8 protein-coding genes and 5 pseudogenes are annotated in these 14,134 nt (G+C 55.2%); 9 read left to right on the forward strand and 4 right to left on the reverse strand.

Annotated elements, in window-relative coordinates; all coding sequences use genetic code 11:
• The first annotated feature begins 3 nt into the window (after window positions 1-3).
• From QP803_RS23640 to QP803_RS23660, 5 genes and pseudogenes are all read left to right on the forward strand, one after another.
• A protein-coding gene (locus QP803_RS23640) for an IS630 family transposase (protein WP_284948286.1) occupies window positions 4-958 on the forward strand; the annotation gives its coding sequence in 2 pieces (ribosomal slippage) (window positions 4-344 and window positions 343-958; 957 coding nt in all).
• A 62-nt stretch (window positions 959-1,020) separates the two neighbouring features.
• Entirely contained in the window at window positions 1,021-1,377 is a 357-nt protein-coding gene (tnpA, locus tag QP803_RS23645) for an IS66-like element accessory protein TnpA (RefSeq protein ID WP_284945450.1), read from the forward strand.
• Window positions 1,374-1,721: an IS66 family insertion sequence element accessory protein TnpB gene (gene tnpB / locus QP803_RS23650; RefSeq protein WP_284945449.1), complete on the forward strand. Its 348-nt coding sequence runs from the start codon at window positions 1,374-1,376 to the stop codon at window positions 1,719-1,721. Before tnpA ends, tnpB begins: the two co-directional genes overlap by 4 nt.
• Before the next feature lie 68 nt (window positions 1,722-1,789).
• Window positions 1,790-3,454, forward strand: coding sequence for an IS66 family transposase (tnpC, locus tag QP803_RS23655; protein WP_284945448.1), 1,665 nt, complete (start codon window positions 1,790-1,792; stop codon window positions 3,452-3,454).
• Window positions 3,455-3,680: 226 nt separating this feature from the next.
• Window positions 3,681-4,531: pseudogene (locus QP803_RS23660) on the forward strand (IS3 family transposase); the annotation flags it as partial.
• A gap of 53 nt (window positions 4,532-4,584) precedes the next feature.
• On the opposite strand, the gene QP803_RS23665 reads toward QP803_RS23660, so the two are convergent.
• The gene (locus tag QP803_RS23665) at window positions 4,585-6,228 is read right to left on the reverse strand and encodes an ISL3 family transposase (RefSeq protein ID WP_350356120.1); all 1,644 of its coding nucleotides are present in this window, start codon (window positions 6,226-6,228) and stop codon (window positions 4,585-4,587) included.
• 91 nt (window positions 6,229-6,319) lie between these two features.
• Here QP803_RS23665 and QP803_RS23670 point away from each other — a divergent pair.
• Window positions 6,320-6,574 (forward strand): annotated as a pseudogene (locus tag QP803_RS23670) (integrase core domain-containing protein); the annotation flags it as partial.
• A gap of 106 nt (window positions 6,575-6,680) precedes the next feature.
• Window positions 6,681-6,980 (forward strand): annotated as a pseudogene (locus tag QP803_RS23675) (transposase domain-containing protein); the annotation flags it as partial.
• Between the two features lie 64 nt (window positions 6,981-7,044).
• On the opposite strand, the pseudogene QP803_RS23680 reads toward QP803_RS23675, so the two are convergent.
• Both QP803_RS23680 and QP803_RS23685 read right to left on the reverse strand, forming a co-directional pair.
• Window positions 7,045-7,189 (reverse strand): annotated as a pseudogene (locus QP803_RS23680) (IS3 family transposase); the annotation flags it as partial.
• A 163-nt stretch (window positions 7,190-7,352) separates the two neighbouring features.
• Entirely contained in the window at window positions 7,353-11,141 is a 3,789-nt protein-coding gene (locus QP803_RS23685; RefSeq protein ID WP_284948323.1) for a glycosyltransferase, read from the reverse strand.
• Window positions 11,142-11,591: 450 nt separating this feature from the next.
• Between QP803_RS23685 and QP803_RS23690 the strand changes: the two are divergent.
• Window positions 11,592-12,007 (forward strand): annotated as a pseudogene (locus QP803_RS23690) (transposase); the annotation flags it as partial.
• Between the two features lie 77 nt (window positions 12,008-12,084).
• Here the strand turns inward: QP803_RS23690 and QP803_RS23695 are convergent.
• Complete coding sequence (locus tag QP803_RS23695) at window positions 12,085-12,351, reverse strand: hypothetical protein (protein ID WP_284948288.1); 267 nt, start codon at window positions 12,349-12,351, stop codon at window positions 12,085-12,087.
• A gap of 627 nt (window positions 12,352-12,978) precedes the next feature.
• On the opposite strand from QP803_RS23695, the gene QP803_RS23700 reads away from it, so the two are divergent.
• Window positions 12,979-14,109, forward strand: a complete 1,131-nt coding sequence (locus tag QP803_RS23700; RefSeq protein ID WP_284948289.1) for a hypothetical protein — start codon at window positions 12,979-12,981, stop codon at window positions 14,107-14,109.
• Window positions 14,110-14,134: the final 25 nt, after the last annotated feature.

Here is a 14,134-nt window from a genome sequence, read left to right on the forward strand (position 1 = left end):
AGCATGGCACGGACGCTATCGGAGGACCTTCGTTTGCGGGTTATTGGGGCAGTCGAAGCGGGTTCATCGCGACGTGCAGCGGCTGAGCGGTTCGGCGTTGGCATTGCGACCGCTATTCGCTGGGTACGGGCGTTCAAGGCGACAGGGGCGACGCGGGCGCATCCAAAGGGCGGGGATCAGCGCTCCCACCGCATCGAGGCTTACCGGGACGTGATCCTCGGCGCCGTCACCGTCCAAGTCGACATCACCTTGGTGGAATTGGCCGACATGCTACGGCAGGAGTACGGCTTGCACGTAGCGGCCAGCACGATTTGGCGGTTCCTTGATCGTCACGCCATGACCACCAAAAAAAACCGCGCACGCCAGCGAGCAAGACAGGCCCGACGTGCGGGCGCGGCGGCAGGCCTGGTTCGACGCGCAGCCTGACCTCGATCCAGAATGTCTGGTCTTCATTGATGAGACCGGAGCTTCGACCAAGATGACGCGCCTGCGCGGTCGGGCTAAGCGCGGCCAGCGTTGCCGCTCGCCTGTCCCGCATGGTCATTGGAAAACCACCACCTTCACGGGCGCCTTGCGCCTGAATGGCATGACTGCGCCGATGGTGATCGATGGGCCGATGAACCGTGACGCGTTCCACGCCTATGTCCACCATGTGCTGACACCGACGTTGCGGTCCGGCGACATCGTCGTGATGGACAACCTGCCTGCCCACAAAGGTACCGAGACGCGCAGGATGATTGAGGCGGCAGGTGCCAGGCTGCTCTACCTGCCGCCTTACTCGCCTGACTTCAACCCGATTGAGAACGCCTTTGCCAAGCTCAAGGCCATCCTACGCAAAGCCTCCGAGCGCAGCATCGACGGACTGTGGAACACCATCGGTCGGGCGATCGACCAGTTCACCCCTGCTGAGTGCGCCAACTACGTATCCCTCCGGCAGCGGCCGCCTTCCGATATTTGATGATATCACGGAGGCTATCGGCCTTCGGAGCGTGATGGTGGGAAGTGTCCACAAACGAGAAGATGGACACAAATTTGGGTGTCCGGCGGCAGAATAGGTCGTGGCCTGAAGCGCTCAAGCGGCAGGTCGTGGCGGCGTCACTGGTGCCGGGGGCATCGGTGTCGATGGTCGCGCGGCAGTTCGATGTAAACACCAACCAGGTCTTCACCTGGCGCAAGCGCTATGGCGAGGAGCCGTCTGCGGGGTCGCCACACCTTGTGCCTCTCATCGTGACGCCCGATGAGTCCATAACGGCGCCTGTGGCGCCCACAACCGACCTCATAGAGATCGAGCTTCCGCGCGGTTATCGGGTTCGGATCAGTGGCACCATCAAAGCCGCCGCCCTGCGCGTCGTGCTGGATGCGTTGGAGCGGCGATGATCGCATTCCCCGCAAGTGTGCGCGTATGGTTGGCGGTCGGACGGACGGATATGCGTCGCGGTATGAACGGCCTCGCCCTGCAGGTTCAACAAGCCATGGGTCGGGATCCGCACGCGGGCGATCTCTACGTGTTCAGAGGGGCCAGAGGCGATCTCATTAAGGTCCTTTGGCATGACGGTGTCGGGATGTCGCTCTATGCCAAACGGTTGGAGAAGAGTCGCTTCACCTGGCCATCGCCAGCGGATGGCGTGGTGGCGATCTCAGCGGCACAATTGGGCTATATGCTCGACGGAATCGACTGGCGGAACCCTCGCCATACCTTCCGCCCGGCGAGCGCGGGATAGCCAAAAAAGGCCCTGAATCTGCATAAAACGGGTACTAATCGTCAGAGATTCATGATTCAATCGGGGTCATGGACGCCGACCTCTCCGATCTTCCGGACGATATCGACGCGCTGAAAGCGGCGCTGACGATCGAGCGCGTCAAGATTCTGGAACTGGCCGCGGAGCGTGACGTGGGGGCCGCAGAACTCGCTGTCGCCCGAGCCCGCGCATCGGCCGACCTGGCCATGATCGCACATCAGAAGCTGCGGATTGCCAAGTTGGAGCGTCAACTCTACGGCCCCCGTTCGGAAAGATCGTCCCAGCTCATCGATCAACTGGCGCTACAGTTCGAAGAACTGGAAGCGAGTGCGACCGAAGATGAACTGGCCGCCGAAATCGCCATTGCCAAGGTCACCACGGTGGCGGGCTTCAGGCGTAAGCGTCCCGATCGAAATACCTTCCCCGAACACCTTCCTCGCGAGCGCGTGGTGATTGACCCGCCAACCGCGTGCGACTGCTGTGGCGGGAAGCGGCTGCGCAAGCTGGGCGAGGACGTGACCAAGAGCCTGGAATCGATTCCGCGTCAGTGGAAGGTGATCGAGACGGTACGCGAGAAGTTCACCTGCCGGGACTGCGAGAGGATTAGCCAGGCACCGGCGCCCTTCCATGTGATCGCCAGGGGATGGGCCGGGGCGAACCTCCTGGCGATGATCCTGTTCGAGAAGTTCGGTCAGCATCAGCCTTTGAACCGGCAGGCTGAGCGCTACGCCCTGGAAGGCGTGTCGATCAGCCTGTCGACCATGGCGGACGCCGTAGGCTCGTGTTGCACAGTTCTGGTTCCTATCTTGAAGCTGATCGAGGCCCACGTCATGGCGGCAGAACGCCTGCATGGAGACGACACGACGGTGCCGGTGCTGGCCAAGGGGAAGACCGATACGGGTCGCTGCTGGGTTTATGTGCGTGACGACAAGCCGTTCGGCGGAACATCGCCGCCCGCGGCGATGTTCTATTATTCGCGCGATCGTAAAGGCGAACATCCGCAGAGTCATTTGGCCAACTATGCTGGGCTCTTCCAGGCTGACGCCTTTGATGGATACCGCAAACTCTACCTACTCGACCGAAGTCCGGGTCTTATCTTGGAGGCAGGATGTTGGGTTCATGCCCGGCGTCCGTTCTTCGCGATGGCCGATCTTGAGGAGAACGCCCGACGACAGGCTGCGGGCAAGAAGGCGATCATGCTCTCTCCCATCGCGATCGAGGTCGTGCGCCGCATCGACGCGTTGTTCGATATCGAGAGACCCATCAACGGCAAAACCGCCGAGGAACGGCGGGTGGTTCGCGAGGAACTAAGCAGACCGCTCGTCGATGAGCTTCGTGTTTATTTGCGCGAGCAACGCGCCAAGCTCTCTTCGGCTCATGACCTCGCCAAGGCCATCGACTACATACTCAAACGTTGGGACGCCTTTACCCTGTTCCTGACAGACGGGCGCGTGTGCCTGTCGAACAATGCGGCCGAACGCGCGCTACGCGGCATAGCTCTCGGGCGGAAATCGTGGATGTTCTGCGGGTCCGATCGCGGTGGCCAGCGGGCTGCTGCCATGTACAGCCTCATCGTCACGGCAAAGATGAATAACATCGATCCCCAGGCCTGGCTCGCCGACGTCCTGGCCCGGATCGCCGCCCACCCCGCGCATCGCCTTGACGAGCTTCTGCCATGGAACTGGAGGCCGATGGCATCCGCTCTCGCTGCCTGATCAGCACCAGATCAAACTGTCGAGCGATCCACAATAGCCCCGCGGCCTACGCCGAATGCTTACCCAACTACTTCTCCGCTGCAGGATATGAGCCCGAATGAAAGGATTCTGCTCTAGACTTCTTCATCTATCCGTCCCTCTCTCCTGATCTGCTCCCCGCAAACTGGATCGTTTTTAGGTAGAGTTTTCCGTGCCATTCTTCCCTGGCTGGGAGGAGCGGAGAACGATGAAGGCATCGAAGTTTTCGGACGCGCAGAAGGCATTCATCCTGAAGCAGGGAGCCGACGGGATCCCTGTGACGGACATCTGCCGGAAGGCCGGGATCAGTCAGGCGACCTACTTCAACTGGAAGAAGAAATACGATGGGCTGCTGCCGACGGAGATGCGGCGGCTGAAGCTGCTTGAGGACGAGAACGCAAAGCTTCGGAAGCTGGTGGCTGACCTGTCGCTGGATCGCGAGATGCTGCAGGACGTGATCCGCCGAAAACTCTAGGGCCTGCTCGCAAGCGCAAGCTGGTCGACGGAATGTGTGGCGAGTGGGATGTCTCGATCCGGCGGGCCTGCCGGGTTCTCGAAGTTGATACCTCCACCTACCACTACAAGTCCCGTCGGCACGACCAGGCCGGAATCGAGGCTAGGATCAAAGACATTTGTGCGACCCGCGTGCGGTACGGCTACCGCCGTGTGCATGTGATGCTCCGCCGAGAGGGCTGGCGAGTGAACGCCAAGAAGGTTTATAGGATTTACAATGAATTAGGTCTTCAATTACGCAATAAGACGCCCAAGCGGCGGGTCAAGGCAAAGCTCCGGGATGACCGGCAACCCGCCACGCAACCCAATGAGACCTGGGCGATGGACTTCGTGCACGACCAGTTGGCAACCGGAAGGAAGATCAGGGTGCTCACGGTGATCGACACGTTCTCTCGCTTCTCGCCGATCGTCGATCCACGGTTCAGCTACCGGGCCGAGCACGTGGTTGCCGCCCTTGAGCAGACCTGCGCCGCGGTGGGCTATCCCAAGACGATCCGCGTGGACCAAGGGTCCGAGTTCATCTCCCGAGACCTCGACCTATGGGCCTGTCAACGCCGTTCCAAGAATGGTTCTCCCGCACTTCCCGTGCTGCCTCATCCTCACGTTGCACCTAGAACCCGCGCGCGAAGTAGCTCAAATCCTGCGCGACCATACATCGTTCGCTTCAGCATCTTGATGCGGCTGATCTGGCCTTCGACGGGACTGGTGGTCCATGGCAAGACAAGAGCTGCGTTGATGGCGTCGAAGTCGCGGCGCATGCTGGCTGCGAACCGGGCGAACAACGTGCCGCTCGCGGCCGCGAGCACCTGATTGAGACTTTCGGCGGTCCTCCGGCGAAGCAGCCTGTTGAGCCGCTTGGCCCAGGTGACGGCGGCGGCCAGTGCTGGCTCCTCAGCCAGGAGGTGCGAGATGAACATCCGCTCCTCAGCATTCATCCGCGACCGGCTCGTCGTCAGTAGACGCGCCAAGCGGTAGCCAGTTGGGACCGGCCAAACCGGAGGCAAGAATTGTCCGACAGACCCGTCTCTACCGGCACCTCCGCCACGATGACCGGCGGCCCAGTCCCTTACGATGGAGGGTCGACCACGAAAGCCGAGAGCCAGAATTTCGCGCCAAAGCTGGGTGGCATTGCGGCATCCTTCGCTCCAGCGGCGACCGAGGAAGGGTTTAAACGGGTCGAGGATGCTATCACTCGGCGGCTGCTTCCAGAGCGGTGCTTGTCCGAGTTGCAGCCAGCCATGAACCGTCTTGCGATCTGCCCCAAGCTCCGCGGAGATGCGCGTGATCGTCGCTCCGATCCCGCGCAGCCTCGCCGCCTCCTCGTAGCGGGCTTCACGCCGCGCACGAGACAGAGCGCTTGCCTGCTGGGCGGCAGTCGGGGACGGCATTGTGAGCGTCACTGATGCGGCAATGCGCACTTGAGTCGCCTCCAAATACGATCGGACATGCTGGGCCGCGCGACGAGCAGCGGCATTGTGCCGGTTCCCAAGAGCTTGAACCGCCTCTCCGAGATTGCGCAGGAGGTGCCATCGGTCGGCGACCTGGACAGCACCCGGAGCCCCCTGACGGATACCGTCGGCGTAGGCGCCTGCACGGTCGCGGGCCACGATCTCGACACCCGGGTGATCACGCAGCCAAGCGGCGACAGTGGCGGCCTCACGGTCAGGCAAAAGATCGACCACGTCGTTCGTCTCGAGGTTCACCAGCACCGTGCCGTAGCGACGACCCCGCCGCCATGCCCAGTCGTCGATGCCGAGAACACGAGGCGTACGACCGATCTCAGAAGGTCGACGGGCCGAAGCTAGACGCAGCAGTGTATCCGGACTCGTCGGCGCCGAGATCCGTGCCGCTAAGCGCGCTCCGGCTTCGCCGCCGAGCGCAAGACCAAGCTGGTGCTGGAGATCTCGCAATCGCGCGGTCCGACGGCCAGCAGGCCTTGCCACGTCCATCAGGCGCTCCGCGAATGTACGGCGAGTGCAGTGACGATTCACGCAATGAAACCGCCGCGCAGCGACGCGTAGCGTCACCGGCCGACCCAGCCACGGCAGGTCGTGCAGCAGACGTCGATACGTGCTGTGAATGCGTCGCGACAAATTGCGGCAGACCGGGCATTCCGCCGATGCTGATCGAGGCACTACTTCAATTAAGACCCGATGAAGTGTCGAGACCACCCGGATCACCTTAAGCGAACGCGGAATGAAAGACAGCAAGGCGGAGGACACAGGGACGAGCACCATGGACATGAATCCATGTCTTTCCTTGATTCGCCCTCATAGTACAAGCCTGGGAGCACGGGAAGTGCGGGAGAACCAGTTTCACTCCGGTATCGACAGGGCCTATGCCAACGGCGTCACGCTGGATTTCTCACGGCCCGGCAAGCCGACAGACAACGCCTTCATCGAGGCCTTTAACGGCCGCTTACGAGCAGAATGTTTAAACGCCCACTGGTTCCTGACGCTTGCAGACGCGCAGGAAAAGTTGGAGGCTTGGCGCAGTTACTACAATGAGGTTCGCCCACACGGCGCGATTGGCAACAGGTCACCGATCTCACTGCAAAATCCCGATGGCGCACCCAGCCCGTCATCGTGAAAACAGGCCCGAAACTCTACCCTCGACCGCTCCAAAGATTGGGTGCAGAGCACTCCTGGGCCGGACTCTAGCTATCTCTGGAGGAAATTCAGGGGGTCACGTCAGTTGGGACGCCTTTACCCTGTTCCTGACAGACGGGCGTGTGTGCCTGTCGAACAATGCGGCCGAACGCGCGCTACGCGGCATAGCTCTCGGGCGGAAATCGTGGATGTTCTGCGGGTCCGATCGCGGTAGCCAGCGGGCTGCTGCCATGTACAGCCTCATCGTCACGGCAAAGATGAATAACATCGATCCTCAGGCCTGGCTCGCGGACGTCCTGGCCCGGATCGCCGCCCACCCCGCGCATCGCCTTGACGAGCTACTGCCATGGAACTGGAGGCCGATGGCATCCGCTCTCGCTGCCTGATCAGCACCAGATCAAACTGTCGAGCGATCCACAAGAGCCCTGCGGCCTGCGCCGAATGCTTACGCTTCAGGCGTCTCACCTGATCCAGCTTCAGCCCGCCATACTCCGCTCGCCAGCGGTAATAGGTCGGCTCCGCCCTGGCCGGACAACACGTCCACCTGATGGATCTTGAAAACAATTTCCTCCGGCTTGTAACGATTTGACCCCATGATCTCCCTCCTCGTAGAACAACCGAAAGTCTCGATTTCGGCTGACCACTTCTAGGGTGTCAGGCCAGTGCGAACGGGCTTCAGTCACACCATTGCATTGAGGTCTTTCGATCTGCATCGTCCCAAGTTAGAAATCAATGCCGACACGACCACTACCTGTCGATCATCCAACATCGCTAAGTCTTAGAGGAGCAACTTCGCGATAAATTGCCATCAATTCTTTGGCTTGCTGTTCGCTCGTTCGAAGCTTTGGAGTAGTGGAAGGTGGGCTGGCGTACTTCGTCGGATTAGCATTGATATGCGAGAGAACAAGCCTCAAAGCCTGATAATCATCAACAGGCACCACAAAACCACATGTATCATCAACCTCATCGGCAAGAGCCCCGCGATCCGATGCAATTACCCAACATCCCGCTTGTAAAGCCTCTCTGACTACTAGGCCATAACTCTCAGGCCATACCGATGGTGCTGCGAGAACATCAATTGCTGCATAAAGATCCGCAATTTCCGATTGAGGATACTTACCTCGAATTCGGACGTTTGACGAGCCCCATTTTGTTAATAGCTCTTCTCCCCTCGACATAGCATGATCGATAAGGAGAAGTTCAATATTTTCGAAATGGGACTCAGAGAGTGCAAGCTTTATGATGTTGTACCCTTTGTGAAAACTTTTACCGCCAATGTGTGCAATTCGAACTGCAAGAGTTTCTCTATTGCGCGGTAAGACCGAGAGTTTAGATACTCCGTTTTCCACCGCTATAACGTTGCTAAGTCCGTAGTCGCTATACAGCTTGGCAAAAGAACTTGAGACCGCAAGAACCCGATCTGCCGAGGATAAAATAGTCAATAGCTCTTGCATTCGAACATGGTGTTCCACGCCATGGGTCTTAATCTCCGAAAGAGACTGCCTGGGGTTATATATTGAATAATTGTTGTCTTTATCGAGCAAGAACTGGCTCTTCGAAATCCACCAAGCGTCATGTACTGTGACTAAGTATGGTATACTTCGCGAGCTAGCCTCCAAACATATCGATGCGGTAAGTCTTTGGATACAGTGAAAGTGAATTATGTGGGGTTTAAAGCGATCCAAGTAGCTACCGAAAGCTATACCCATGTTCTTATCAGAAATTCGCAGATCTATATCTGGTTCTATCGGAGTTGTTATTCCGGTAACCTTTATTCCATTCCATTGATGACTGCGTAGCTCATAGGGAACGTAGCCGCCCTCAATTGATGTGAACACTTCGATCTCTACTTCTTTTCCAAACTCTCTGTTTAGGTCGGCCACGTTATCCGCAACGACGCGGGTTGCTCCGCCAATTGCCTGAGGAGGGAAAAATACGTTGACAATTAAAACACGCAGCTTCGGTTTTTCATTATGGATGGAAAGTCTTTGTTCAATTGATGCAATGATAGCCGCAATGTTTTTCGACGATGCGGCGGTGGAGTAGTTCTCCTTCACCGAAGCTCGTGCTTCATTTCCAACGTTTTTTCGTAGCGCGGCGCTTTTAACCAGATTATTTAAAAACAAGTACCAGTCACTTGTATCTTCCGCAATAAACCCATTTTTCCCATGCGAAACAACTTCTCTATAAGTTTTCGTATTTGAGACAACGGAGGGAATACCAAGCATCGCTGCTTCCATCCATTTAATCTCACTTTTGCAGTCTGAGATAATTCCTGGCTTCAATACGGCGATATTAATATCCATACCTTTTAGAAGATGCCAATAGGAATTTCTGTCCAGAATCTGGTCAATTATAACGATTTGGTTTTCAAAACGAAGCATGCTTTGTGGAAGTGTGATGTAGCCTGCTATTACTAACTGAACGAGTGGGCCATATTCATCTAAAATTTTAATAAGAGCAGGTACAGCAATCAGCTCAAAATCCTCATTATGAGCACGAGTGCCAGTGCCATAAAAGATGCGTATAGGGTACTCGTTCTCTCGCAGCGACATTGCCTCTGCGTTAGAGTTGAGAAAAGCTCCCTCTTGAATTGCATCGAGAGCGTTTCGGTGGACGAACGCACTTTTCTGTACAACTAGTTGCAGCATTTCGTTTGCCAATGTCGTCGTCGAGGACATTGCAAAGTCACAAAGCTGTATAGCTTTCGAAAACAATGCTGTACCGGTGACTAAGCCACCATAAACTTGCCGACTGACTAGCCCGCCGTAGCTCTCAAAACTATCAGGGAAATGCTTGCTATCAAATATAAGATCATCGATATCGTAAATTGTCGGTAGGCCCGCTGCGCGCGCTGCACGAATTGCACGAATTGCAGGCGGGAGTGCCGCCACCCGATAAAATATCACCGAATCTAAAAACGGCAACCGTTGGTGAAAAAGATTTAAGTCTTGGGTTTGATCAAAAGTCTCTATCTCATAGCCCGCACGATCTAGATGATCGCCTTTCTGAAGAACGCGATAATGTTTACATTGAGGTATACTCATATCGGCAACAATGCCAATGTGTCGAATCGTTCCAACACTAATTGGCCGTGGCGCATCCGTTGGTACAGTATCAGCAAGGAAAGTAACCGCCTGTTCCATTCGAACGAGTGCTTCCGTTACTAGGCCGGCATTAGCGAGTTCATGGGCATCGCTGCTAGTTTCGTTGAAGCACTCCTCTGAAACTTGTAGATACCGTTGCACGATATATTGATCGCCGGGCGTCAATGTCGTTAGCTCTTTTAGAACCTCGACTGCTTCCACCTTTCGATTTAAGCGGAGCAGGCAAGAAGATAGATTTAGAAAACTCCACGCGTTAGAAAGGTTCTCCTTGATTGTTTTGCGATATACAGTGATCGCTCCATACAGATCGCCCTGTCGCATCAAGCAGTCAGCATAGTGGCGAAGTCCACGAGTGTTCGTAGGATCAACCAGCAAGGCGGACTCGTACAGTTGTCGCGCAGGGACCAGATCGTTAGACATGGCCAGTCTATCCGCTGCTGCGATCAAGAGAGGAGCAGTCGATGGGGTAGGGGCACAGCCTGATCTGCCTTCCACAATACCTTTTGTGGCGAAGTGCTCTAGTGCCCGCCATGGTGAGTCGATCACTGAGCGTAAGTCGGGGTTCGAATGCAAATATATCTTCCAATCAAAACCTGACGGCATTTCAAGAGAACTTGTGAGGCCGATTTTGGTCATCAATTGTGAAGGGTTTGCCGATACGTTTTTTGCAATCCCCTTGTTCAGCCAGTGTCGATAAGCGTCTACATGTGATAGCCCCATGGTTTCGGGAGCGAATTCGGTGTAGAAGGTCCTATCAAGGTAGTGTTCAGATGATATCGGGTAAGATTGGTATTGCCCAACGGTAACAAAATGGAAGATGCATTCGAGGCGATTTTTGCATACAGACACGCCAACTCGCGCTTGGTAGTCGTCGGCACTAAACAGCTGAAGAAACTCTCCAGAATAGATGCCGTTGCTTTCGAAGATTTGCGTTGGTGATCTGCCGGCAGTGATCGAGCTTAGTGTCAACTTGGCCTGCTGAAGTTCTCGTGGAGAGTCTTCTGACTGAGCAATCAACAACTTATCATCGAGTGAAAATTGTCGATTCTCATTTTTGCCATCCGTTAGGAAATGTCCGAGCAGGTCAAAATTTGACGAAAACACTTGATCCAAATCGGGATTCAAATTTCTGTAAAAATTTATTGAGAATTCCCGGGGAAGGATATCCATGTCCAAGTCGGATTGAGCAAGCCATACGCGCATGCTTGGAAATCGAAATTCTGTCGAGCCAAAATTTCGCCAATGCTTCACAAGATCGCTTGGGGAAAGAGCTGCAAGATCAGCATAAAAACTTCTATAGAAATCAATATCTAGTTTCTGGTCTATCAAATCGTTTTCAAAAACTACTAACGCCATATCTTGAGGTTCACCCTCGATATTAATCCCGGGTTTTACCACATCGGTCTGAGAGGCTGGGGTTTCACCATTTAAGTGGGGCACATCAGGCAATGACCCGCTCCTCTGTAACGACCGTTTGGGAGCGCGCCGAACGGCTGTAGTTTTAGAGCGAGGGGCAGATGATGGTGCGCTATTGCTGAGCTTGTGTGGCAAAGTTCGAACCCTTGATGAGCTGAAAATAAATCGTTCTAGTTTTTGAATACGGTACTGAAGGATCAAACCGCAAGGTCTAGGTCATGGGTACGCTCGCATCTGCACAATTTTTTTTCTCGTGCCGCTTTCAGATGACTCACGGCTCCGAATTCGGGGCTGTGTAGCAGAGAACACTCCGCAAACGGCTGCATAGGAAAACTTCTCCTTGCAAGCGAGGGCTTCAGCATATATCGTACATCATTTATAACAGTACCACTGGTTTGTCAGCGTCTACTGGCCGATTTAGAGACCGTTTGAGAATGGTTGTGGCGGCCCGATCCGGTGTGATTCAAGCTTGGAATGTGGACCCAACAGAATCGAGGCCGGATGGCCGACATCGCCCGCAAGACCAAGCGGTATCCGACTGACCTGACTGACGGCGAGTGTGAGCGTATCCAGCCGCTGTTGCCCAAGCCGCCCAAGCGCGGCCGCAAAATCAGCGTTGACTTGCGCGAGATACTGAATGCGATCCGATATCTGGCGCGCCGTGGCGGTGGCTGGCGCATGCTGCCGATCAATTTCGCCCCGTGGCAAACCGTCTACTGGTGGTTCAGGCGGTTCGTTCGCCGCATGTTGTTCCAGACCATTCACGACGTGTCGCTCATGCTCGACCGCGAACTGAAGCCAGCCCCACGGGCGGCGTGCTCGACAGCCAGACGGTGAAAGCGCCCCACACTCAAGCGCGAGGCTATGACGCCAACAAAAAGATCGTCGGGTTGGTTGGAACAGGGCAAGGCTCCCGACCGGCGGGATCGTTGCATTGCCATCTAACCACTTATAGACAATGTGAAAGTTAATCATTAGCCTGGGGCAGATGGTCAAATGGCAATCCTGGAGGATTGAGTGTTACGATGGAAGCGGTTTGTTCCAGGGTCAGGCAAACGCCGACGCGTTTGAGTTGGTGTGTTAGCTGCATGTTGCCAGGAGCGGCTTCCCCTTTTGACATAGATAGATTCATTGATGAAGCGTCTGGGGCGCTGGACTGTGGCGCCGGCCCTGAACTGGAAATCGTTGCAAGTTTGTGCTTAGATGAAGGGCTTTCATCGGTCACGCTGGTCAAACTAGCTCTCCAAGAGCGCCTGCGTGGGCATACGCAGATCGTTGGCGATATACTACAGTTTCGCGACGGCAGCCCCTGGTATAATCAGGCGATGTATCGGAAACTGCAGTCTGCTTGCGGCGCATCGGCAAGAACTGCAAAGCGGCGGACCTGGGGGCGTTGTATATATAGTGCAAAGGCTCAGTCTGCAGAACTAAGCTGGCATAAATTGATATGGTTTGCGACGCGGGGGACCGATCAGCGGCGAGGACGTCTCCTACGGAAATCGGCGCGGCTCACTCAATTGAAGTGAACCCATTTATGTAGTGACGGAGATCTGCTCATATTTCATTCAACTTTCGCACGAGACCTTGTCGGTGACGCTGACCATTTCTCTAGAAAACAGAACGCACCTTTGTCAACTCAGGTCACTATCGCGAACCTGGAAGCGACATCGGCTAGGCGCGCCCTCTCCGTCATCGGATTGGGCAAATTCGGAGGCCGCATCGTATGGTTTGGACCAACAGACTGTAAGACTTTTGCGAGTTCTTATTGGGCGAATTGGGAGAACCATCTCATGATGTGGTTCGACAGTGAGTTTAACCAGCAAGCGAACGCTTTATCTAGAGAAATCATGCGGGAATTTCTGTGACGAAACAACTTCAGGCGAAAGTCTTGGTTCTGGGAACCTCAAATTGTCTGCTTACCGGCGGCGTGAAACAGGCTTTAGTTCAGCACTTCGGAGCTTCCAACGTTACCAATATCTCGTTGGGTGGCGCTTCGGGTACTTTTCTAGCGCTGTTCAGGTTCATAGAGGGCGTTGATTTCACCTCATATGACTATGTGTTTTTGGACTCAATTGTAAATGAACAGTGGCAGTTTCGCGAAGGCGGCTCGCTTAATCATCTCAAGAATGTAGCCACCGTGCTATATAGCTGCTTGCCGCCCGGTGTCACCTACATCTACCTGGGGTTCTGTTCCAGCCCCCGTTTTCATCGAGCCGATCCGGTTGAGCAAATGCATCGAAGCCTTTGCAATGGCGCAGGTCTGAATTTTATTTCTTTTCGAGAACTACTTGTTGAATTCAGCCTGCTTCATGGCTACCAGCAAAAAGATCTTTTCCCTTTGGCTGACGCCAGCCATTTTAAACCGGCTTTGATAGGCAAGCTAATCTCTTGTCTGTGCACGGCACTCCCCTCACTACACAAGAAATCTACGCCGGCCCTGGTAGATCGTGATATGTTTTTTACCCAGGATCTCAAGCCGTTCGCCGCTACTCGGGTGACGCATACTACATCATTAAGAACACAGGAATATGGCATTTTCACGACAAAGTCGTGTCTTGTTCCAGAGATAGGTTGCCTACTAGGCTTTGACTTTGCGGTGCTTGATACCGAGGCTTTTCTGCATGTTACCGCAGAAGGCCGCAGTTTTTCGAAAGCGCTGCACTTCAAGGCGGATCGGCCCTGGATGAAGATAGCCGGCTTCTACAACGAGACCATGACGGGCCCGGGTTCCTGTATTAGAATTGCTTGCCAAGCTGATGCGAACGACCCTACGGAGCGCACCGAGGCGACGTCGCCGCTTAAGGAGCCGCTGAGTGGAGAAGCTAGATTGGCTAGTTTCTTTTTCTCACGGGTACCCGTCAGCGAACTTAGCAAGCTTTACAGGGTGGCGGATCTGCAGGTCGAGCCCGCATTAGCGGACCTTCACGACAAGCTCGCAAGCTTCATGGAGGATCATCTTGCAGAGATGATGGACATTTTAGCGATTAATTAGATAGAAAAGCATTTTGAAGCGTGTT

The organism is Acidisoma sp. PAMC 29798 (assembly GCF_030252425.1).
GTDB lineage: Bacteria > Pseudomonadota > Alphaproteobacteria > Acetobacterales > Acetobacteraceae > Acidisoma > Acidisoma cladoniae.

Excerpts from the sequence above, each read along its gene's own strand:
- tnpA (WP_284945450.1), top strand. The coding sequence starts at position 1,021 with ATGGACACAAATTTGGGTGTCCGGCGGCAGAATAGGTCGTGGCCTGAA.
- tnpB (WP_284945449.1), top strand. The coding sequence starts at position 1,374 with ATGATCGCATTCCCCGCAAGTGTGCGCGTATGGTTGGCGGTCGGACGG.
- tnpC (WP_284945448.1), top strand. The coding sequence starts at position 1,790 with ATGGACGCCGACCTCTCCGATCTTCCGGACGATATCGACGCGCTGAAA.
- QP803_RS23665 (WP_350356120.1), bottom strand. The coding sequence starts at position 6,228 with ATGTCCATGGTGCTCGTCCCTGTGTCCTCCGCCTTGCTGTCTTTCATT.